Annotated in this window: 19 protein-coding genes; 5 read left to right on the top strand and 14 right to left on the bottom strand. The window is 64.2% G+C overall.

Translation table 11 applies throughout. The features are described 5' to 3' along the window. The first annotated feature begins 73 nt into the window (after positions 1-73). From NWF24_RS27620 to NWF24_RS27610, 3 genes are read left to right on the top strand one after another with little or no spacing between them, the layout of a single operon-like run. Positions 74-805, top strand: a complete 732-nt coding sequence (locus tag NWF24_RS27620) for an amino acid ABC transporter permease (RefSeq protein ID WP_258351320.1) — start codon at positions 74-76, stop codon at positions 803-805. 1 nt (position 806) lies between these two features. Further along, the gene (locus tag NWF24_RS27615) at positions 807-1,496 is read left to right on the top strand and encodes an amino acid ABC transporter permease (protein WP_258351319.1); all 690 of its coding nucleotides are present in this window, start codon (positions 807-809) and stop codon (positions 1,494-1,496) included. A 43-nt stretch (positions 1,497-1,539) separates the two neighbouring features. Then, positions 1,540-2,277: an amino acid ABC transporter ATP-binding protein gene (locus NWF24_RS27610; RefSeq protein ID WP_093057334.1), complete on the top strand. Its 738-nt coding sequence runs from the start codon at positions 1,540-1,542 to the stop codon at positions 2,275-2,277. 171 nt (positions 2,278-2,448) lie between these two features. On the opposite strand, the gene NWF24_RS27605 is transcribed toward NWF24_RS27610, so the two are convergent. The 3 genes from NWF24_RS27605 to NWF24_RS27595 all read right to left on the bottom strand — a co-directional run bounded on the left by NWF24_RS27605 (position 2,449) and on the right by NWF24_RS27595 (position 5,551). After that, a complete protein-coding gene (locus tag NWF24_RS27605; RefSeq protein ID WP_258351318.1) occupies positions 2,449-3,264 on the bottom strand; it encodes a class I SAM-dependent methyltransferase in 816 nt (271 codons plus the stop codon). A gap of 158 nt (positions 3,265-3,422) precedes the next feature. Further along, a complete protein-coding gene (locus tag NWF24_RS27600; protein ID WP_371127393.1) occupies positions 3,423-4,409 on the bottom strand; it encodes a nucleoside hydrolase in 987 nt (328 codons plus the stop codon). Positions 4,410-4,720: 311 nt separating this feature from the next. Further along, complete coding sequence (locus NWF24_RS27595; protein WP_258351317.1) at positions 4,721-5,551, bottom strand: dienelactone hydrolase family protein; 831 nt, start codon at positions 5,549-5,551, stop codon at positions 4,721-4,723. Positions 5,552-5,659: 108 nt separating this feature from the next. On the opposite strand from NWF24_RS27595, the gene NWF24_RS27590 reads away from it, so the two are divergent. Next, positions 5,660-6,625: a GlxA family transcriptional regulator gene (locus NWF24_RS27590; RefSeq protein ID WP_258351316.1), complete on the top strand. Its 966-nt coding sequence runs from the start codon at positions 5,660-5,662 to the stop codon at positions 6,623-6,625. A 27-nt stretch (positions 6,626-6,652) separates the two neighbouring features. Here the strand turns inward: NWF24_RS27590 and NWF24_RS27585 are convergent, their stop codons facing one another. From NWF24_RS27585 to NWF24_RS27575, 3 genes are read right to left on the bottom strand one after another with little or no spacing between them, the layout of a single operon-like run. Continuing rightward, positions 6,653-7,690, bottom strand: a complete 1,038-nt coding sequence (locus tag NWF24_RS27585; protein ID WP_258351315.1) for a DctP family TRAP transporter solute-binding subunit — start codon at positions 7,688-7,690, stop codon at positions 6,653-6,655. Positions 7,691-7,729: 39 nt separating this feature from the next. Next, positions 7,730-9,028: a TRAP transporter large permease gene (locus tag NWF24_RS27580; RefSeq protein ID WP_093079115.1), complete on the bottom strand. Its 1,299-nt coding sequence runs from the start codon at positions 9,026-9,028 to the stop codon at positions 7,730-7,732. Beyond that, positions 9,025-9,606 carry a TRAP transporter small permease gene (locus NWF24_RS27575; RefSeq protein ID WP_258351314.1) on the bottom strand — a complete coding sequence of 194 codons (582 nt, stop codon included), beginning with the start codon at positions 9,604-9,606 and terminating at the stop codon, positions 9,025-9,027. Before NWF24_RS27575 ends, NWF24_RS27580 begins: the two co-directional genes overlap by 4 nt. Before the next feature lie 417 nt (positions 9,607-10,023). On the opposite strand from NWF24_RS27575, the gene NWF24_RS27570 reads away from it, so the two are divergent. Next, entirely contained in the window at positions 10,024-12,192 is a 2,169-nt protein-coding gene (locus NWF24_RS27570) for a phage infection protein (protein ID WP_258351313.1), read from the top strand. 408 nt (positions 12,193-12,600) lie between these two features. Here the strand turns inward: NWF24_RS27570 and NWF24_RS27565 are convergent, their stop codons facing one another. The 8 genes from NWF24_RS27565 to NWF24_RS27530 all read right to left on the bottom strand — a co-directional run bounded on the left by NWF24_RS27565 (position 12,601) and on the right by NWF24_RS27530 (position 21,219). Further along, positions 12,601-12,870: a hypothetical protein gene (locus tag NWF24_RS27565; RefSeq protein WP_258351312.1), complete on the bottom strand. Its 270-nt coding sequence runs from the start codon at positions 12,868-12,870 to the stop codon at positions 12,601-12,603. A gap of 355 nt (positions 12,871-13,225) precedes the next feature. Further along, positions 13,226-14,197 (bottom strand): NAD(P)H-dependent flavin oxidoreductase, encoded by a 972-nt coding sequence (locus tag NWF24_RS27560; protein ID WP_258351311.1) that lies wholly within the window; start codon positions 14,195-14,197, stop codon positions 13,226-13,228. Between the two features lie 15 nt (positions 14,198-14,212). After that, complete coding sequence (locus NWF24_RS27555) at positions 14,213-15,145, bottom strand: electron transfer flavoprotein subunit alpha/FixB family protein (RefSeq protein ID WP_258351310.1); 933 nt, start codon at positions 15,143-15,145, stop codon at positions 14,213-14,215. 2 nt (positions 15,146-15,147) lie between these two features. Continuing rightward, the gene (locus tag NWF24_RS27550) at positions 15,148-15,897 is read right to left on the bottom strand and encodes an electron transfer flavoprotein subunit beta/FixA family protein (protein ID WP_258351309.1); all 750 of its coding nucleotides are present in this window, start codon (positions 15,895-15,897) and stop codon (positions 15,148-15,150) included. A gap of 46 nt (positions 15,898-15,943) precedes the next feature. Beyond that, a complete protein-coding gene (locus tag NWF24_RS27545; protein ID WP_258351308.1) occupies positions 15,944-16,945 on the bottom strand; it encodes a Bug family tripartite tricarboxylate transporter substrate binding protein in 1,002 nt (333 codons plus the stop codon). Positions 16,946-16,983: 38 nt separating this feature from the next. After that, positions 16,984-18,936: an acyl-CoA synthetase gene (locus NWF24_RS27540; protein WP_258351307.1), complete on the bottom strand. Its 1,953-nt coding sequence runs from the start codon at positions 18,934-18,936 to the stop codon at positions 16,984-16,986. 42 nt (positions 18,937-18,978) lie between these two features. Beyond that, positions 18,979-19,971, bottom strand: coding sequence for a Bug family tripartite tricarboxylate transporter substrate binding protein (locus NWF24_RS27535; protein ID WP_258351306.1), 993 nt, complete (start codon positions 19,969-19,971; stop codon positions 18,979-18,981). 39 nt (positions 19,972-20,010) lie between these two features. Then, on the bottom strand, positions 20,011-21,219 hold the full coding sequence (locus tag NWF24_RS27530; protein WP_258351305.1) for a CaiB/BaiF CoA transferase family protein: 1,209 nt from the start codon (positions 21,217-21,219) through the stop codon (positions 20,011-20,013). Between the last annotated feature and the right edge of the window lie 58 nt (positions 21,220-21,277).

Genomic DNA, 21,277 nt, shown 5'->3' with positions numbered 1-21,277 from the left:
CCACCTTTCGCGGTGGGCGTTTCTTTTCAAGGGACTGGTTTTCGAAGAGACGGTGAAGAAGGAGTAAACACAAATGGGCAACTGGGATTGGCAGGTATTCCTGCAAGACCCCGGGGGGGACTATCCGACCTACCTGCAATGGATGCTGTCGGCCTGGGGCTGGACCGTGTCGGTCGCGCTGCTGGCGTTGATCGTGGCGCTGGTGCTGGGTTCGCTCATCGGCATCATCCGCACGCTGCCCGACAGTCCGTGGCTGGTGCGGCTGGGCAATGCCTGGGTCGAGCTGTTCCGCAACATTCCGCTGCTGGTGCAGATCTTCCTCTGGTACCACGTGATCCCGGCGCTCATCCCCGTCATGAAGGGCGTGCCGAGCTTCATCCTCGTGGTGCTGGCGCTGGGCTTCTTCACTTCCGCGCGTATCGCCGAGCAGGTGCGCTCGGGCATCCAGGCGCTGCCCAAGGGCCAGCGCTATGCGGGCATGGCGGTGGGCTTCACCACGGTGCAGTACTACCGCTACGTGATCCTGCCGATGGCCTACCGCATCATCATCCCGCCGCTCACGAGCGAGACGATGAACATATTCAAGAACTCGTCCGTTGCGTTCGCCGTGTCGGTCACCGAACTCACCATGTTCGCCATGCAGGCGCAGGAAGAAACCTCGCGCGGCATCGAGGTCTACCTGGCGGTGACGGGGTGCTACGTGATCTCGGCCCTCATCATCAACCGCCTCATGGCATTCATCGAGAAGAAGACCCGCGTGCCGGGCTTCATCGTGTCTGCAAGCGCGGGCGGCGGAGGACACTGACATGATGAATCTCGACCTGTCCTTCTACAACTGGGACGTCATCAGCAACTTCGTCGTCAAGGGCTTCTACTTCAGCATCATGCTGACGATAGTGGCCACGATTGGCGGCGTGATCTTCGGCACCATCCTGGCGCTCATGCGCCTGTCGGGCAAGAAGTGGCTCGATACGCCTGCGGCCATCTACGTCAACGGCATGCGAAGCATCCCGCTGGTGATGGTGATCCTGTGGTTCTTCCTGCTCGTGCCGGCGTCGTTCTACTCGCTGTTTGGCTCGGTCGGCTCCAACTACCGCTCCGAAATCTCGGCCGTGATCACCTTCGTGGCGTTCGAGGCTGCGTACTTCAGCGAGATCATGCGTGCCGGTATCCAGTCGATTCCGCGCGGCCAGGTGAATGCCGGCCAGGCGGTCGGCATGACCTACGGCCAGAACATGCGCCTGGTGGTGCTGCCGCAGGCCTTCCGCAACATGCTGCCGGTGCTGCTCACGCAGACCATCATCCTGTTCCAGGATACGTCGCTGGTCTACGCCATCGGTGCCTACGACATGCTCAAGGGCTTCGAGACCGCGGGCAAGAACTTCGGCCGCCCGATCGAGGCCTACCTGCTCGCAGCCGTCGTGTACTTCGTCATGTGCTACGCCCTTTCTTGGCTGGTCAAGCGCCTGCACAAGAAGATCGCCATCATTCGCTGATTGTTTGAGTGGCTGAACCGGAGAGAAAGAAATGTCCGAAAAAATGATTGAAATCAAGAACGTATCCAAGTGGTATGGCCCGGTGCAGGTGCTCAACGATTGTTCGGTGAGCATTTCCAAGGGCGACGTGGTGGTGGTGTGCGGGCCCTCGGGCTCGGGCAAGTCCACCCTCATCAAGACCGTGAACGCGCTGGAGCCCTTCCAGAAGGGCGAGATCACCGTCAACGGCATTCCGCTGCACGACCCCAAGACCAACCTGCCCAAGCTGCGCTCCAAGGTCGGCATGGTGTTCCAGCACTTCGAGCTGTTCCCGCACCTGTCGGTAACCGAGAACCTCACGATCGCGCAGATCAAGGTGCTGGGCCGCACGCCCGACGAAGCCAAGACCCGTGGCCTGAAGATGCTCGACCGCGTGGGCCTGATGGCGCATAAAGACAAGTTCCCGGGTCAGCTGTCGGGCGGCCAGCAGCAGCGCGTGGCCATTGCCCGTGCGCTGTCGATGGACCCGATCGTGATGCTGTTCGACGAACCCACCTCGGCGCTCGACCCCGAGATGGTCGGCGAAGTGCTCGACGTGATGGTGAGCCTGGCCAAGGAAGGCATGACCATGATGGTGGTCACGCACGAAATGGCCTTCGCCCGCAAGGTCGCGAGCCGCGTGATCTTCATCGACGTGGGCGGCAAGATCCTGGAAGACTGCCCGAAGGACGAGTTCTTCAGCCACCCGGAAAACCGTCAGCCGCGTACCAAGGACTTCCTGAACAAGATCCTGCAGCACTGATCCGCTGCTGCTGCGCAAGAAAGTCAAAAGCCACGCTGTTCTGCAGCGTGGCTTTTTTCATTCACGACCCGTCCTGCCAGTGCCGCGCCGCGGCGCAACTGCCACGCGAATGCGATGAAGTGCGCCAAAGGCGGCGCGAGATGACCGGATGAAGCGCGCGCCGGAACCCCGCTATCCCGCTGCCACGATCACATGTGCCTGAATCTTGCCGGCCACCGGGCCCTCTTTGCCATGGCGGCTGGCGATCGCCTCCGTCGCGCGCTCCGTAGCGAGCTGAAGCAGGCTGGCGTCGCGCGCCTCGATTTCGTTGCGCAGCGGCGTTCCCTGGCAATACGCGGTGGCAACGTCGTGTGCCGAGGGGGCGCGGCTCAGCTTCTCGCGCGTCTCGATCCCGATGTTGGTGAACCCTGCGCGGCTCAAATCATCGCGGATCAGTGCGGTGTCGTGATAGCCGTGCGGCGTGCGGGCGAGAAATCGCGGAGGGTCATGCGGAAACACCGTGGCAACGGCGTTCGTGACGTCGTCGGCAAAGGCGTTCTCTTCGATGCGGTCCCAGACGCTGAAGACAAAGCGCCCGCCTGGCTTCAGCACGCGACGCGCCTCGGCATAGCCGGTAACCCGGTTGGGGAAAAACATCGCGCCGAACTGGCAGCAAACGACGTCGAACGATGCATCTTCGAACGGCAGGGCGAGCGCGTCCGCCTGCTGCCACTCGATACGGCTATCGGCGCCTTGCCGGGTGGCCGCATAGTCGAGCATTGGCTGGTTGAGGTCGGTCACCACGTAGCGCGCGCCGGCGCCGAGTTTTGGCGCAAGCGCCCGCGTAACCACGCCGCTGCCGGCCGCCGTTTCAAGCACCGAGCCGGGCGAGGAAGCCGCAACAAGCTCTGCCATGTCGGTGGCGTAGGCCTCGAAGATGAGGGGGACCATCAGCGTGTCGTAGAACTTCGGGATCGAGCCTGCGAACACCTTGTCGCTTTCAGCCATGAGACCTCCTCGAAAGCCCTGAAATGGCGCGTTTGATCACCTATTCCAGAGCGGGCAGGCCTCCCCGACGAGTCCGCCGCCTAGTTGGGCATTGGCGACGGTGCACCATGGTGGCCCCGCATGCCACCGCCGTCAACGTCGTTCTGGGGCGCTGCCGCTCAAGGCAGGCGGGAAATACGTTGCGTCAGCAGATCGAAGAACCCCTGCGCATCCCCCTCGGCAATCCAGTTCACGTTGGCGGGCTTCTTCAAACCGCCGTACCAGTCGACCACCGTCTGGCCAAAGCCCAGGCCTTCGCGGCTGTCGACTTCCACGTTCACCTTCCGGCCCCTGAACAGCGAGGGCTGCAGCAGGTAGGCGATCACGGTGGCGTCGTGCACCGGGCCGCCGGGCAGGCCGTAGTACTGCATGTCGTGCTGCACATAGGCATCGAGGATGTCGGCCACCGTCTTGCCTGCCTGGTTGCCGATGCCGCGCAGCCTGGCAATGCGCTCGGGGCTGGTCAGCACCTTGTGCGTGAGGTCGAGCGGCAGCATGGTGATCGGTACGCCGCTCTTGAGCACGATCTCGGCCGCATGCGGATCGGCGAACACGTTGAACTCCGCGGTCGGCGTGATGTTGCCGCCATTGAAATGCGCGCCGCCCATGAGCACCAGCTCGCGCAGGCCGCGCGTGATGTCGGGAGCCTGCGTCAGTGCCAGCGCGAGGTTGGTCTCGGGCCCGAGCATGGCGAGCGTCACGCTTTTTTCGGGCGCCGCGCGCAGCGTGCGGATCAGGTAGTCGACCGCATTGCCATCAGCCAGCGGCTGGCTCGGCTCGTGCACCTTGACGCCGGTGATGCCTTCGCTGCCGTGGATGTCGGCTGCATAGATGGGCGTGCGCAACAGGGGCCGCGGCGCACCGGCATAGACCGGAATGTCGGGCCGCTTCGCCCACTCGCGAGCGAGACGCGCATTGCGCGAGGTCTTGGCGAGCTGCACGTTGCCTGCCACGGTGGTCAGCGCCTGGATCTTCAACTGCTCGGGCGAGGCCATGGCAAACAGCAGCGCGATCACGTCGTCGGCGCCAGGGTCGGTGTCGATGATCAGCGTGTGCACGGTGGCGTCGGCCGCGTGGGCCTTCGGGGTGATGAAGCTGGTGGTCAAGAAAACAAGTGCTGCGAGAAGAACCGAAAAGATCGCGAAGCGCGATGGCCGTGTTGTTGCGACGGTCGATGCCGTGGACCTGAGATGCATGATGAAGGAGGCTCCTTGCTGCGCGAAGAAGTGCGCTGTGCAAGTCAGTCTGCCAGAGCATCTCGAGCGCGGGCATCGGATCGCGGGTGCATTGTCGGTGGCGACGCACGGGCTCGCAACGGTGCGCATACCAAGGGGTTAGCGCGTGCGGGCGGCCGAAGTGGAAAGTGCGCAAACACGCGCAGGAAGAGCTCGGCCGCCTGTTGTGAAAACGCCGCTGCTCAGCGCGGACGATCCAGCAGCCGCAGCGCAAAGAACGCCAGGATCTCGTCCCTTGCAGCAAGCGTCGGTTGCCCCGCCTCATCGATCAGGTGCGCCGTCACCACGCTGTGCGGGCTGGCCACCACCTGCGCGAAGAAGGGCGGCGTGTTCGGGTTGGCTGCGCTGTCGGGCAACACGCGTGCGACAAAACGCTCGCCCAGTGCTTGAGAGAACGCAGCGAAGCGCTCGGCCTTGCAGAACCTGTCGCCGTCGAAGCGATAGGCCATCACGCTCAGGTCCTCGCGCTCCAGGCGTTGGCGCACGGTCGCGAGTTCGTCTGCCGCCACGTTCATGCCTGCCGGATCGTCGAGCGGCAGCGAAGGCTGGCACACCACCGGCGCGAGCATGGCCGGCTCCATCATCATCGAGAGCGCGAAGTTGCCGGTGAAGCACATGCCGATCGCGCCCACGCCGGGCCCGCCGCATTCCTCATGCGCCAGTCGGGCGAGCGCGCGCAGCCATTGCGTCACGGGGCTCGATGCATTCGACGCAAAGGCGCGAAACTCCGCGCTCACGCAGGCCCGCTTGAACACAGCGGCGCCTTCCTCGGCCTGTGGCACTGCGCCGTCGCGGCCGAACAGCGAAGGCATGTAGACGGTGAAGCCCGCGTCGCGCACCCAGCGCGCAAAGCGCGCCACGTGCGGGCTGATGCCCGGCATCTCGGTCATCACGATCACGGCGGGGCCCTGGCCCATCAGGTAGACCTTCTTCCCGATGCCATCGAGCGTGATCTGGCGCGGGGTGAAGTCGTCGAGCGGATCGTCTTCGTTCAGGGAGCGGGTCGATGTCATGTGAGTACGGCCGTGGACGGCACGGGTAAAGCGGATGAGCTTGTATTGGGCCGCCCGCGTCGCCAGAATGGCAGTGTCAAATTTGACCGTTTCAGGGCTGAATCAGACATGCACGATTTCACCGTCCTGGTGCTGCCCGGCGCCTTCAACTCCAGCGTCGCTGTCACGCTCGACATCCTGGGCGCTGCCCAGGCCGTGGCCGCTCGTGCCGGCGTGGCGCCGCCGCGCTGGAGGCTGTGCTCTGTGCAGGGCGGCCCGGTGCAGTTGCAAGCGGGCATGAGCCTGGAGACCGCGCGCCTGCCCGTGCGAGCGCGTGACGACCGCTCGACGTGGGTGGTGCCGGGGCTCGGGCTCAACACGCCGGGCGAGATCCGGCGGTGCCTCGACAGCGATGACGCGGCCAGGGCCATCGCGGGCCTCGTGCGTCATGCGAAGGCCGGAGGGCAGGTCGCGGCCTCGTGCTCGGCGGTGTTCCTGCTGAATGCTGCGGGTCTGCTTCAGGGGCGGCGCGCGACAACCTCCTGGTGGTACGCGGCGCTGCTCAAGCAGATGGCGCCTGGCTGCACCGTCGACGTCGACCGCATGGTGTGCTCCGACGGCCCTGTGGTCACCGCTGGCGCCGCGTTCGCGCAGACCGACCTGATGCTGCACCTGCTGCGCGAGCGCTGCGGCAGTGCGCTCACCGACCTGGTCTCGCGCATGCTGCTGATCGACGGACGTCAGGCGCAGGCGCCATTCATCGTGCCGGAGGTGCTGGCCAACGGCAACGACCTTGTGGCGCGGCTGGCCGCACGCGTCGAATCGGCATTGCCCGATCCGCCTGCGGTCAGCGTGCTGGCGCGCGAGTTCTGCATGTCGGAGCGCACGCTGTCGCGCCACATCCAGAAGGCCACAGGCAAGAGCACGCAGGCGCTGGTGCAGAGCGTGCGTTTGCGGCGCGCCCGCGCGCTGCTCGAGTCGAGCCGAATGACTGTCGAGCAGGTGGCAGGCGCCGTGGGTTACCAGGACGCCACGGCACTGCGACGTCTGATGAAGAAGATGGCGGGCGCGAACCCGAGCCGCTATCGCGGCTGATGCGCCCGCAAGGCGCCGTGCCTGCTCTTACTTCTTGCGCGCGGCAATCGCCTGCTCGGCCTTCGCCACCAGGTCGGCACCCACAGTCGGCTTCCACTTGTCGTACACCGGCCGCGTCGCCTTCACGAAGGCATCGCGTTCGGCTGGTGTGAGGCTGGTCACCGTTACGCCCATGCCCGCGATCTCCTTCAGCAGGGGCTTGTCGGCTTCGATCAAACCTTTGCGTGCGATGACGATTTCTTCCTTGCCCGCGTCGATGGCGGCCTGGCGCACGATGGCCTGGTCGGCCGGCGTCCACGAGGCCCAGATTTCCTTGTTCACCACGAACACCAGCGGGTCGGCCACATAGCCCCAGGCGGTCAAGAATTTCTGGCCCACGTTCTGCATCTTGAGCACGGTGAACAGGAACAGCGGGTTCTCCTGGCCGTCGACCGCGCCGCTCGCGAGTGCGGGCTGTGCGTCGGCCCAGCTCATCTGCGTGGGGTTGGCGCCGAGCGCGGTGAACATGTCGGAGTAAATGGGCGAGCCGACCACGCGGATCTTCATGCCCTTGACGTCGGCCGGCGACTTGATTGCTCTCTTCGAGTTGGTGATTTCGCGGTAACCGTTCTCGCCCCAGGCGAGCGGCACCACGCCGGCCTTCTCGAGCGTCTTGAACATCTCTTTGCCGACTTCGCCCTGCGTGAGCGCGTCGATGGCCGCGTAGTCAGGCATCAGGAAGGGCATGGAGAACAGGTTGAGCTGCTTGACCTGTGGCGACCAGTTGATGGTCGAGCCCACGGCCATGTCGATCACGCCCTGGCGCAGCGCGCTGAACTCGCGCGTCTGGTCGCCCTGGATGAGCGACACGCCGGGGTACAGCTTGATGTTGATGCGGCCCTGGGTGCGCTCCTTCACCATGTCGGCCCAGATCTTTCCGGCCTGGCCCCAGGGGGTGGGCGGGCCGAGCACCAGCGACATCTTGTATTCGGGCTTGTAGGCGGCTTGCGCCATGGCGCCGGTCGAGAACATGCCCAGGGCGGTTGCTGCGGCGGCGAGGCCGAGAAGGGTGCGGCGGAATTTCATGATGAGGGCTCTCCTTATGGTTCTGAGACGGGACAAAAATCAGTAGCCGAGCTTGCGCGGCAGCCAGAGTGCGAGTTCGGGAAAGATGATGACCAGCACCATCACCACGAACATCGAGAACAGCATCCAGCCCACCCAGCGCACGGTTTCTTCCATGCGCACTTTGGCGATGCGACACGACACCATCAGGTTGACCGCGAGCGGCGGCGTGAACTGGCCCAACGCCACCTTCAGCGTGAGGATCACGCCGAACCACACCGGGTCCCACTTGTAGTACTGCACGATGGGCAACAGCAGCGGCACGAAGATCAAAAAGATCGACACGCCGTCGAGGAACATGCCCACGGTGATGAGCAGCAGTATCAGCAGCGCCAGGATGCCGTATTCGCCAAGGCCCGAATTCACGATCGCGCGTGTCACCGGATCGATCACGCCCAGCGTCGAGAGCGAATACGCGAAGATGCCCGCCAGCGACACCACCAGCAGGATCACCGCCGACAGCTCACCCGACTCGCGCAAGATCACGAACAGGTCGCGCACCTTGATGGTCCGGTGAATGCACATGCCCACGAAGAGGCCGTAGAACACAGCCACCACCGCAGCCTCGGTCGGCGTGAACCAGCCAGCGCGCATGCCGCCGAGGATGAGCACTGGCGCGGCCAGCCCCCAGGTCGCTTCGCGAAAGCTCTTCCAGAACGGCGGGCGCGGCAGCGTGGCTTCGAGCGCGCCCATCTTGTGCTTGCGCGCCAGCATCACGGCCGGAATCATCAGCGCCAGGCCGGCCATCACGCCGGGGATCATGCCGGCCGCGAACAGCGCCGGCACCGAGGCACCGGGCACCAGCACCGAGTACACGATGAACGCCACCGAAGGCGGAATCAAAATGTCTGTGGCCGCCGCCGCACCCACCACGCTGGCCGAGAAGGCGGCAGGGTAGCCGGCGCGCGACATGGCCGCGATCATCACCGCGCCCACTGCGGCCGCATTCGCTGGGCCCGAGCCCGAGATACCGCCGAGAAACATCGCCACCGCAATCGCCACCAGCGGCAGCATGCCGGGGCCGCGGCCCACGATGGCGACGGCAAAGTTGACGAGGCGTAGCGCCACGCCCGAGCGGTCGAAGATGGAACCGACCAGCACGAACATCGGAATGGCCAGCAGCGGATATTTGCCGAGGCCGGCGTAGAAGTTCTGCGGCACGGCGAGCAGGCCGAACCACTGGGCGTCGCTGTTGGCCAGTGCGATGCAGGCGGCGCCCGCAAGGCCCAGTGCCGCGCCGATTGGCACGCCCACCAGCATCATCACGACGAAGGCAACGAAGAGCAGGGTGGCGATCACTTGGCGTCGTCCTTGCTCTCTTTGGTGTCCGAGCCGTAGTTCGTCTTGCGTCCGCGGCGGATCATGAGGCCCACCGCGCGCAATGCGATGGCGAACGACACGATCGGCAGCCAGATCGAATACCACCACGCCGGCAGCCCGATGCCCGGCGTCGTTTCCTCGAAGCGATAGTCGTCCCACACCATGCGGATGCTGAGCGCGCCGATGAGCGTGAACAGAATGGCGATCATCAGCGCGCCGAACTGCGCGAGCCGCTTGCGCCGCGCCATCGAGCCGCTTTCGGAAAAGTATTCGATGCGGATGTGCCGGTCGCGCGCCACAGCGGCCGAGCCGGCCACCAGCGCCAGCATGATCATGAGGAACACCGAGAACTCTTCGGTCCACGCGAAGGACGAGTCGGTGAAGTAGCGGACGATGACGTTGGCAAAAGTGATGAGCGCCAGCGCGCCCATGATGATGACCGTGAGCCAGTCTTCGATGGCAAGGGGAACCTTGGTCGGTTCGTCTGCTGCTTCGATTTCGGGGGGGAGGGGGCTGGCAGCGTCCAGCGTGGGGCCGGACTCGGGTGGAGTTGTCATCGCAGGATGGTCAGTGAGGCACGAACGCCGGGACGCGTTCGGTACACCTCGACAGGGAACAGCCTTCGATGCTAGGTGGTCGATGACCACTCATGTATCGGGGGTTTCCTTAGCTGCGGGGCTTGCAGAGCGGCTTTCAGGGCGTGTGCGCAGGCCGCCGGGTACTCCCCTCCGCGAATGTCCCCCGGCCTTCGGCCTCCTCCTTTATTTCGCTGCGGGGAGCACCCGACGCCCTGTGCACGATGAGTGCGGCTGTAGCGTTGGCGGTTCGACCGCTGCGGCGGATTGCAGATGGACGTGAGGGAAATGGCTCCACGGTTGGCGACAGGCTGGTCTACAGCTAGCTGAGTCGCGTGAAACTGCGAGGCACGTTTTCTTAAACAGGAAGTATGCTTATTTGCTTTAGACGGAGGGAAGATGAATAACCTGAAGCTGCAGCTGGAATATTGCTATGGCATTCGCAAGTTAGACGTGGTGCTGGAATATGCAGACACTTCCGCCGTTGCCATCTACGCGCCCAACGGTGCGATGAAAAGCTCTTTAGCCAACACCTTCCAAGACATTGCAGATGACAAAAAGTCGCAAGACCGGATCTTCCCGAACCGTTCCACAACGCGAGTAGTCCAGGACGAAAACGGTGTCGACCTTGCCGCCGGTAAGGTGCTTGTTCTGAGGCCTTACGAGGAGTTCTCTAGTAAGGGCAACGACACCGCGACTCTGTTGGTAAATGCCGCGCTGCGTCAGGAGTATGAATCGCTGCACGCAGGCGTCACATCCGCACGTGCGGCTTTGATAGGCGCGCTCAAGACGACAGCGAAAACTAAGCGGACTGTGGACCGCGAAGTCGCGTCGACATTCATGCCTTCGGGAGGAGAGTTCGACGCGGTGCTGGCGAGCCTGAAAGACGAACTGGACAAAGACTGGGAGCCGGTCTTCAAGGATGTGCCCTATGACGTCATGAACGACGAGCGGGTCATGGCATTCTTGGCCAACGGCGACTTCCGCACAGCGATCAACGACTACACGAAGAAGTACAACGAGCTGCTCGCTGCCTCGAAGTACTTTAAGAAAGACGGCTTCAACTACTACGAGGCCACCAACGTGGCGAAGGAGTTGAAGAACAGCGGCTTCTTCAAAGCCAAGCATTCTGTGAGCCTGAATGGTGACGAGAAGCAAGAGGTCAACTCCGAGGCTGAACTCCAAGCTCTCATTGACGCGGAGCGGGCCAAGATATCTGAGGACGCCGTACTTCGTAAGAAGTACGAGGAGCTTGAAAAGCAGATTCAGAAGAACGCACAGCTCCGTGAGTTCGAGGCCTACCTGCAGAGTCATGAAGAGTTGCTGCCAGAGCTTGCTGATCCGGTGGCATTCAAGAAAAAGCTCTGGATGTCATACCTCAAGGCGAATCACGCTTTGTGCATCGACCTTCTGAGCAAGGTTGACCAAGCAGCCGTGCGTTCAGCAGAGATTGAGGCGCAGGCTGCTCAGGAGCAGACTCAGTGGCAGGCGGTCATCGACATCTTCAACAACCGCTTCATTGTCCCGTTCCATCTGGAGGTAGCAAACAAGGTTCAGGTCGTGCTCGGCAAGGAAACGGCACCACGCTTGGGTTTCGTTTTCAAGGATGGCAACGACCATGCTTCAGTTGAGCGTGACGCCTTGCTGCAGACGCTCAGCACCGGCGAGAAGAAGGCGTTTCACGTCCTGAACATGCTGTTCGACATCGAGGTGCGCCGCGCCGCCGGCCAGGAGACGCTTCTCATCGTTGACGACATTGCCGACTCGTTCGACTACAAGAACAAGTACGCCATCATCCAGTACCTCTCCGACTTGGCGGAGGATCAGCACTTCAAGCTGCTTATCCTTACCCACAACTTCGACTTCTACCGAACCATCGAGAGCAGAGGCCTTGTTCCACGGAAGAACTGCTTCATGGTTTCGAAGACGACCGCAGGTATCACGCTCGAAGCGGCCCAAGGTGTGCGCAACATCTTCAGTAAGGTCTGGAAGCCGAATTTCTTCACGGACGACCGGAAGAAGATTTGCTGCATCCCTTTCATGCGTAATCTCATCGAGTACACGAAAGGTGACGCCGATGCTGACTACCTGCGCTTGACGTCGCTGCTTCACTGGAAAGTGGGCACGGTTCAGATAACGGTCGCAGACCTCGATGCGATTTACAACAACCTCTTTGGGACCACCGGGCAGTCAGGCAACGGCGCGACACCTATCGTTGACGTCCTGGCCACCGAGGTCGCGGCATGTCTTCAGGCCGCTGACGGAATTAACTTCGAGAACAAGGTGGTCTTGGCCATCGCCACACGGTTGCAGGCGGAGAAGTTCATGGCGGCCAAGATCAATGATGCTGCCTGGCTGGCAGGCATCACCGTCAACCAGACCCAGGCGCTGCTCAAGCGCTACCGCAACGAGTTTCCTGCCGAAATCGAAAACCTTGGCGTCATTCAGCGCGTACTCCTTATGACGCCCGAGAACATCCACCTGAACTCGTTTATGTACGAACCAATCCTGGACATGTCAGACCAGCATCTGCGACGTCTGTACTCAGAGGTCGTGGCGATGGCCTAGTGGCGGTCTGGGCAATAGCGGCGTACGGTTGTTCAGAGCGGCGTCGATATCAATCCCGAGATGCCGCACCTTCGCCCCCCTTGGGCAAGCAAACCCCGTTATCTGGTTCTCAACCAGGTAACGGGGAAATGCTTGGCATTGATGGCGTTGCGTGACGGGTGATTCAATGACCGCACTGGATCTGAGACCGTGAGCTCGGCGTCAGGATGTGACTGGTCGCAACCGCTGCAAAGCGGATGCTCGCATTGTCTGTCGACAATCAGCATGGAACGCATCGCCGACACCGAGGCCTACCCACAAGCAGCCTCAACCAAACCGAATTCCCTCCATCACGAAGGCTTCAGCCGCCGTACCCCAAAACGCTAGTTCGCCGAGCAGGCCGCGAACCCGCAGCCCGCGGACCAGCCACTAACCGCCAGTCTCAGGCGCCCCACATCGCGCCTTCTCGCTCATCTGGAACAGCTCTCCGGCCTTGCGAGCAAGTTCAGCCGCAAGCCAGAGCAGGTTGTCCAGTTGTCGAGGCCCGTCACCGCTGCACCAGTCGATTTCTTCACCGTGGCAAACCCACAGTAGAGCTTCGAGTTGAGAGAGGGTGTTTTCGAGAAGATCCGCCGGGTCTTGGGCGTTGTCTTCGGAAGCTACCGGCGTGCGAGGCCGGGCTATAGTCTTGGTAGCCATTTTTGTGCGTTCCTTCCAAGGTAAGTGCACGAACTTGGTTAGACGGTCGGGGTGCTAGTAACACCTCGGCCGTCGCCTTTTGATACCTCGCATTTGCATCGCTGCTTTCGCACCGACAACCTGCCGCGAGGCAAGCAGCCTTCAAACATCTCGGTGGCTTTGGTGTGTTGCGCCTTTCTTCTTCCCTTGTTGGGGTATCGAGTGACAGGGGCATCCACTCTAGAGAAGAACCCGGCGAAGTAGCCGTTTCATGCGGCACGAAGTCTCGGCGACTGCCAACAAATGCAGCTTCCGCAGCGGCTCTGAACGATCACCCCGTCGGCGTGATCGTCGCCCCGGATGCGAGCAGAAAGACTCAGTTCATCCAGGACCGTGCCCGGTCCAGATGCTCGTGGCACTCGCGCACCATGCGCTCGAGCAACTCGGCACAAGTCGGAATGTCATCGATCAGCCCGATGCACTGCCCGGCCGAGACCACGCCGTTGTGCACCTCACCAGACTCCAGCGCCGCCCGTCCACGCGCGCCGGCCACCAGCGGTCGCACGTCCTCGAACTCGCAGCCACCCGGGCGGTTCTCCGTGGCCACCACCTCTTCGGAGATGGCGTTGCGGAACACGCGCGCCGTGTTGTGCAGGGTGCGGAACATCAGCTTCGTGTCGCGCTCGGTTGCGTCGACCAGCGCCTGCTTGATGTTGTCGTGGATCGGCGCTTCCTTCGTCACGCAGAAGCGCGTGCCCATGTTGATGCCCTCGGCACCCAGTGCCAGCGCGGCGGCCATGCCGCGCCCGTCGGCGATGCCGCCCGACGCGATGATCGGAATGCGCAGCTTGCGCGCCGCCACCGGCAGCAGCACCAGGCCGGGCACGTCGTCCTCGCCCGGATGGCCCGCGCATTCGAAGCCGTCGACCGACACGGCATCGACGCCATTGCGTTCCGCCGACAGCGCGTGGCGCACCGAGGTGCACTTGTGCACGATCTTCACGTCATGACGCTTCAGCGCTTCGATGAAGTCCTTCGGGCTGTTGCCGGCGGTCTCCACGATCTTGATGTCGCTGTCGATGATGGCCTGCACGTACTCCGCATATGGCGGCGGCTTCACCGCCGGCAGGATCGTGAGGTTCACGCCGAAGGGCTTGTCGGTCAGCGTGCGGGTGCGCGCGATTTCGTTGCGCAGGTCGTCGGGCGTGGGCTGCGTCAGCGCGGTGATGATGCCGAGGCCCCCGGCGTTCGACACGGCCGCGGCCAGCTCGGCGCGGCCTACCCATTGCATGCCGCCCTGGATGATCGGGTAGCGGATGCCGAGCAGTTCGGTGATGCGGGTCTTCATCGTCGCTGCCTCTTCTTACAGCGCCTTCACCAGTTCCGGCACGGCCGTGAACAGGTCGGCCACGAGGCCGTAGTCGGCCACCGAGAAGATCGGGGCCTCTTCGTCCTTGTTGATCGCCACGATCACCTTGGAGTCCTTCATGCCGGCCAAGTGCTGGATGGCGCCCGAGATGCCTGCTGCGATGTACAGCTGCGGCGCGACAATCTTGCCGGTCTGGCCGACTTGCCAGTCGTTGGGGGCGTAGCCTGCATCGACGGCTGCGCGGCTGGCGCCCAGGCCTGCGTTCAGCTTGTCGGCCAGAGGAGCCATCACTTCGGTGAACTTCTCTGCGCTACCCAGCGCCCGGCCACCCGAGACGATGATCTTGGCGGCGGTCAGCTCGGGGCGTTCGCTCTTCGTGACTTCACGGCCCACGAAGCTGCTCTTGCCGCTGTCTGCAACGCCTTCGGCGGTTTCGACGGCCGCGCTGCCACCGGTGGCGGCTGCAGCGTCGAAGCCGGTCGTGCGAACCGTGATCACCTTGGTAGCGTCACTGCTCTGCACGGTGGCAATCGCGTTGCCGGCGTAGATCGGGCGCTCAAAGGTGTCCGGGCTGTCGACCTTGGTGATGTCGCTGATCTGGGCCACATCGAGCTTGGCAGCCACGCGCGGAGCGACGTTCTTGCCGTTGGCGGTCGAGGGGAACAGGATGTGGCTGTAGTTGGCTGCGATCGCCAGCACCTGGGCTGCAACGTTTTCTGCGAGGTTCTCAGCCAGGCTGGGGCTGTCGGCCACGATGACTTTGGAGACTCCGGCGATCTGTGCAGCGGCCTTGCCGGCCTCGGCGGCATTGGCACCGGCCACCAGCACGTGGACATCGCCGCCGCAGGCGAGTGCAGCAGTCACGGTGTTCAGGGTCGCGGGCTTGACGGTCGCGTGGTCGTGTTCGGCAATAACAAGTGCGGTCATGTTCAGATCACCTTCGCTTCGTTCTTCAGTTTGTCCACCAGCGTTGCAACGTCAGGCACCTTGATGCCGGCGCCGCGCTTCGGGGGCTCCGAGACCTTCAGGGTCTTTAGGCGGGGCTTGACGTCCACACCCAGGTCTTCAGGCTTGAAGACGTCGAGCTGCTTCTTCTTGGCCTTCATGATGTTGGGCAGCGTCACGTAGCGCGGCTCGTTCAGGCGCAGGTCGGTCGTGATGACAGCGGGCAGGCTCAGGGAGATGGTTTCCAGGCCGCCGTCGACTTCGCGGGTGACGGTGGCTTTGTCGCCTGCGACTTCGACCTTGGAGGCGAAGGTGGCTTGGGGCAGGTCGGCCAGCGCAGCCAGCATCTGGCCGGTCTGGTTGGCGTCGTCGTCGATGGCCTGCTTGCCGAGGATGATCAGCTGGGGTTGTTCCTTGTCGACCAGCGCCTTGAGCAGCTTGGCGACAGCCAGGGGCTGTAGTTCTTCAGTCGTCTCGACCAGGATGCCGCGATCAGCGCCGATGGCCATCGCGGTGCGCAGGGTTTCCTGGCACTTGGCATCACCGCACGAGACGGCGATGACTTCGGTCACGACGCCCTTTTCCTTCAGGCGAACGGCCTCTTCAACCGCGATCTCGTCGAAGGGGTTCATGCTCATCTTGACGTTGGCAATGTCCACTCCGGTGCCGTCGCTCTTGACGCGCACTTTCACGTTGTAGTCGACGACCCGTTTGACAGGTACAAGAACCTTCATGGCTGTTCCTTTGAATGACGAAGAAATGAATGAGTGAGTGAATGGGTTATTCGAGCTTGGCGCCCGACTGCTTGATGAGGCGCTCCCACACCGGGCGCTCGGCCTTCCAGGCGGTGGCGAAGAGTTCGGGCGAGCTGTCCTTGATCTCGAAGCCCATGGCTGCCACGCGTTCGCGCACGTCGGGCTGCTGCGTGGCCTTGCGCACTTCTTCAGCGATGCGGTCCACGATGGGTTTCGGTGTCTTTGCAGGAGCCGCGATGGCGAGCCAGCCGGTCACGCGGTAGGCCTCGTCCTTCAGGCCCTGCTCGGCGAGCGTGGGCACGTTGGGCAGCGTGCTCATGCGGCGCTCGCCGCTCACGCCGATGGCGCGGATCTTCCCGGAGTCGATGTGCGGCTTGGCCACCAGCGCGCTCGCATACGCCATCTGGATCTGGCCGCCGATCAGGTCCTGCATCATCGGCGCCTCGCCCTTGTAGGCGACGTGGTTCATGTCGGACTGCGTGGCCAGGCTCATGTGCGCGCCGGCCAGGTGCGGGTATGCGCCCACGCCGTACGAACCGTAGGCCACCTTGCCCTTGTTGGCGGTGACGTACTTCAGCAGCTCGGGGCCGGTCTTCGCGGGAACGCTCGGGTGCACCACCAGCACCAGCGGCGCCATCGCGATCTGGTAGACCAGCGTGAGGTCGCGCTGCGTGTCGTAGGGCAACTTCTCGTACAAGAACTCGTTGGTCATCAGCGAATTGCTCAGCCCCAGCACGATGGTGTAGCCATCGGGCGCAGCCTTGGCGACCGCGTCGGTGCCGATGATGCCGGCCGCGCCGGGCTTGTTGTCGATGATGACGGGCTGGCCCATGCCAGCCGACATCTTCTGGCCGATCACGCGCGCGAGCACGTCGGTGGCGCCGCCGGCGGCGAAGGGCACGACCATGCGGATCGGCTTGTTCGGGTAAGCGGTCTGGGCATTGGCTGCGGGCAGCGCGCACAGCGTGGCGACGGAAGCGGCGGTGCACAGCACGGCGCGGCGGGTCTGGATGCGGAAGAAGGTCATGGCTTGTCTCTGTTTCTCGGTCTCGGTTTCAAAAAGGGTCACTGCGCCGCGATGCGCGTCTTGAAGGGCAGGGGCTCCAGCGCCTTCTGCAGCTGCTCTTGCAGTGCAGCGGCCAGCGCGCCCGCCGCCGCGTTGTCGATCAGCACGCGCACGAGGCTTTCGCCTTCGGTCTTCACGACGGGCCGCGCTGCATCGGGCACGCCGAGCGACACGCACACTTCCGCCACTGTCGCGCTCACCACCTGGCGCGCGGCCATCGCGCGCAGCTCGGGCTTGTAGATCTTTCCGACGTTGGTCATCGGCATGGTCTCGATCACCGACACCCACTTGGGCTTTGCGGGTGCTTCGTCCACGCGCTCGGCGGTGAAGGCCAGCAGCTCTTCTTCCGTTGCCGAGGCGCCGGGTACCAGCGTCGCGAAGATCACCGGCAGTTCGCCCGCATACGCATCGGGCGCACCGACAGCGGCGCACAGCTGCACGGCCGGGTGCGCGCCCAGCGCGTCCTCGATGGTCTTGGGGTCGATGTTGTGGCCGCTGCGGATGATCAGGTCCTTCGAGCGGCCCGTGAGGTTGAGCCGCTCCTCGCTGTCGATCCAGCCCAGGTCGCCGGTCGCGAGCCAGCTGTCGGCCGTGAAGGCCTTGGCGTTGTCGGCCGGGTCCACGAAGCCGGAGAACACATTGGGTGACTTGAACAGCACCATGCCCTGTTCGCCGGGCGCCACTTCGCGGTCGCTGGCGTTGCCGTTCTCGTCGAGCGCCACCACGCGCATCTGCATGTACGGCAGGCGAAAGCCCACGCAGCCCGCGGGCCCGTCCACGCCCGGCGGCGTGATGGTCGAGATGCCGGCCATCTCCGTCATGCCCAGACTCTCGTGCACATGCAGGCCGAACAGGCGTTCGAAGCGCGCGGCCAGCTCGGGCGCGAGCACGGCGGCGCCGGTGCGGCAGTAGGTGATCGATGAAATGTCCGCACCGTCCAGCGGCACATTGGCCAGCGCCGCGAGCACGGTGGGCACGGCCGACAGCGAGGTCGGGCGGTACTTCGCCACCAGCTTCCAGTAGTTGGCCAGCACCTCCTTGTTGCGCAGCAGCGAGGGCGTGGGAATGATCACTTCCACACCGGCCGACAGCGACGACAGCGAGGCCGGCAGCACGCCCGCCACATGGAACAGCGGATAGCCGTTGATGGAGATGCCGTTCTCGTTCATGCCCGCGACCTGCACGCTGGCCCAGGCCGTGAACACCTGTGCGCCATGGCTGTGGCGCGCAAGCTTCGGAGCACCCGTGGTGCCGCCGGTGTGGAAGTAGGCGGCGATGTCGGAAGGCGCGATGTCGCGGCCGCTCACGAGGCGGTCGTCGGGTTGCGCGGCGCGCAGCACGTCGAACTCGGCGACTCCTTCGGGCAGTGCACCGGCTGCGCCGGGCGCTTCGTCGTGCGGTGCCACGCGCAGCACCGTGGTCAGCGTCGGCACCTGGCCGCGCAGGCGCATTGCCTTCGACCACATGCCCGATTCGCTGTCCGAGCCATAGGCGATCAGCACCTTCGCGCGGCCCGCGGTCATCAGTGCGACCAGCTTCTCGTCGGTGAGCAGCGGGTTCAGCGGCTGCACGATGCCGGTCGCCTCGCCACCCCACAGCGCGAGGTGGTACTCCAGGCAACCGGGCAGCAGCACCGCCACCGCGTCGCCCGGCCCCACGCCCAGCGTGTGCAGCATGTTCGCGGTCTGGTGGATGCGCGCGAGCAGTTCGGCGTACGACCAGCGGATGGGCTCGTCGGCCGGGTTGCCGGTGCGCAGGAAGGTCAGCGCCGTCTTGTTGCCGAAGGCATGGCCCGCGTTGCGGAAGATCTCGTAGGTGCTGCGCACCGTGAGCGCCTGCTCCAGCGGCGTCTCCTCGAGCTTGCGGATGTCGGCGAGGCTGCGAACCGGAAGGGCGGGGCGGAATGGCGCGCCGACGGGGGTGCTGTAGTTGTTGTCGTACTTCTCTGTCATGTCTTGTCTCCTTGGTGTTGTCGCCCTGCCGGCCCGGCCGTTTTACTGGTTCGTGATGTGGTTGTCTCGAATGACCTTGCCCCAGCGCTCGAAGTCCTCGCGCATGCGCACGCCCGTCTGCTCGGGCGTGCGGTAGGCCGAGAAGGTGCCGACGCTCTGGAGCTTGTCCTGCACTTCCTTGTCGGCCAGCGCGGTCTTCAGTTCGGCGCTCATGCGGTCGATCACGTCCTTGGGCGTGCCGGCCGGTGCCAGCAGGCCGCCCCACGAGGTTGCATCGAAGCCGGGGAATCCTTGCTCAGCCACCGTCTTCACATCGGGCAGCAGGCTCACGCGCTGGCCCGAGCCGACCGCGATGGCGCGCAGCTTGCCGGCCTTGATGTGCGGCAGCACGCCCACAAGGTCAGAGAACATCGCGGGCACTTGGCCGCCGATCAGGTCGGTCACGGCTGGCGCGCTGCCGCGGTAGGGCACGTGCTGCATGTCGAACTTGCCGATGTTTTTCAGCTGCTCGGTCGTCAGGTGGCCGAAGCTGCCGGCGCCCGCGCTCGTGTAGTTGAGCTTGCCGCCTTCGGCCTTGGCCTTGGCGATCAGGCCCTGCACGCCGGTCACGTCGGGCAGCGACTTGGGGTTGACCACCAGCACGATCGGCAGGTCATACACCGAGCCCACGGGCGTGAAGTTCTTGAAGATGTCGTAGCCGGTGGGGCCGTACAGGTGCGAGGCCAGCAGCGTGGGCGTGGCCAGCATCACGAAGGTGTAGCCATCGGGCGCGGCGCGGGCCGCGGCGGCTGCGCCCACGGTGCCCGAGGCGCCGCTACGGTTGTCGATCACGATGTTCTGCTTGAGCGCGACCGACATCTTCTGCGCCACGATGCGCGAGGCCACGTCGGTCGGGCCGCCGGGCGGGAAGGGCACGATCAGCGTGATCGGCTTGGCGGGCCAGGCCTGCGCGAAGGCGGTGCCGGCCACCAGGGGCAGGGCGAGTGCGAGAAGGGCGCGGCGAACGGGACTGCGAAGGGAAGAAAGGGATGCCATTGGGTTTGTCTACTTTGGAAATGCGGGCGTCTGTCTTCTTCAGACGACGCCACTCGTTTTAAGCGCGGCCAGCTTTTCATCCGACAGGCCGAGCAGGGACTGCAGCACGTCGTGCGTGCCTTCGCCCAGTGTGGGCGGCGCGCTGCGCACGGGCAGGCGCTCGCCATCGAAACGGTAGGGCGGCGCCAGCACGTTGACAGTGCCGGCCACCGGATGCGGCTGCGTGGTCACGAGGCCGGCATCGGTCGCGCGCTTCGATTGCAGCGCTTCGAGCAGGCCCAGCACCTCGCCGCACGGAATGCCCGAGGCAGTGAGCTTCGCGAGCAGGTCGGTGCGTTGGCGCTTCGCCAGCTCGGCGTGCAGCTCGGGCAGCAGCACCGCGCGGTTTGCCGAACGCAGGATGTTGGTCTTGAAGCGTTCGTCGGCAGCGAGGTCGGGCCGCTCGATCACGTCGGTGCAGAAGCGTGCGAACTGCGCGTTGTTGCCCACCGTGATGACCAGCGGACCATCGGCCGCATCGAACACGCCGTAGGGCACGATCGACGGGTGCGAGTTGCCGTAGCGCGGCGGGTCTTCGCCCATCAGCAGCGCTTCGAGGCCGTAGTAGGCGGTGATCATCAGGCCGCAGTCGAACAGCGCCATCTCGACATGCCGGCCCTTGCCGGTCTTCTCGCGCTGGTACAGCGCGGCCAGGATGGCTTGTGCCGAGTACATGCCGGTGAACAGGTCGACGGCGGCCACGCCGAACTTCAGCGGCGGCTGGTTGGCTTCGCCGTTCAGCGCCATCAGGCCGGCCTCGCCTTGAACGACGAGGTCGTAGCCCGGGCGTGTGGCTTCGGGGCCGGTGCGGTCGTAGCCCGAGATCGAGCAGTAGATGAGGCCGGGCTGCTCCTTGCTCAGTTGCTCGTAGCCCAGGCCCAGCTTGTCGATGCCGCCGAACTTGAAGTTCTGGATCACCACGTCGCACTGCTTGGCGAGGTCGCGTGCGATCTGCTGGCCTTCGGGCGTCTGCAGGTCGAGCGTGACCGAGCGCTTGTTGCGGTTCACGCTGTTGAAGTAGGCGGTCTCGGTCTTGCCGACGCGCAGGCCCCAGTCGCGCGTGTCGTCGCCGCGGCCCGGGTGCTCCACCTTGATGACTTCGGCGCCCATGTCGGCCAGCACCATGCCGCACCAGGGGCCCGCGAGGATGCGGGACAGATCGAGGACGCGCACGCCGGCAAGCGGCAGCGAGGAATTCAGCGAAGACATGGCAGCTCCAGAAAGACGAAAAACCTCTGCACCTGCGTGCAAGAGGTTGGAAGGGTGA

Origin of the sequence: Variovorax paradoxus, assembly GCF_024734665.1 — a bacterium.
In the GTDB taxonomy this organism is placed as follows: Bacteria; Pseudomonadota; Gammaproteobacteria; order Burkholderiales; family Burkholderiaceae_C; genus Variovorax.
The sequence above is the reverse complement of the archived record's forward strand: the minus strand, read 5'-3'. Positions and strand labels throughout refer to the sequence as shown.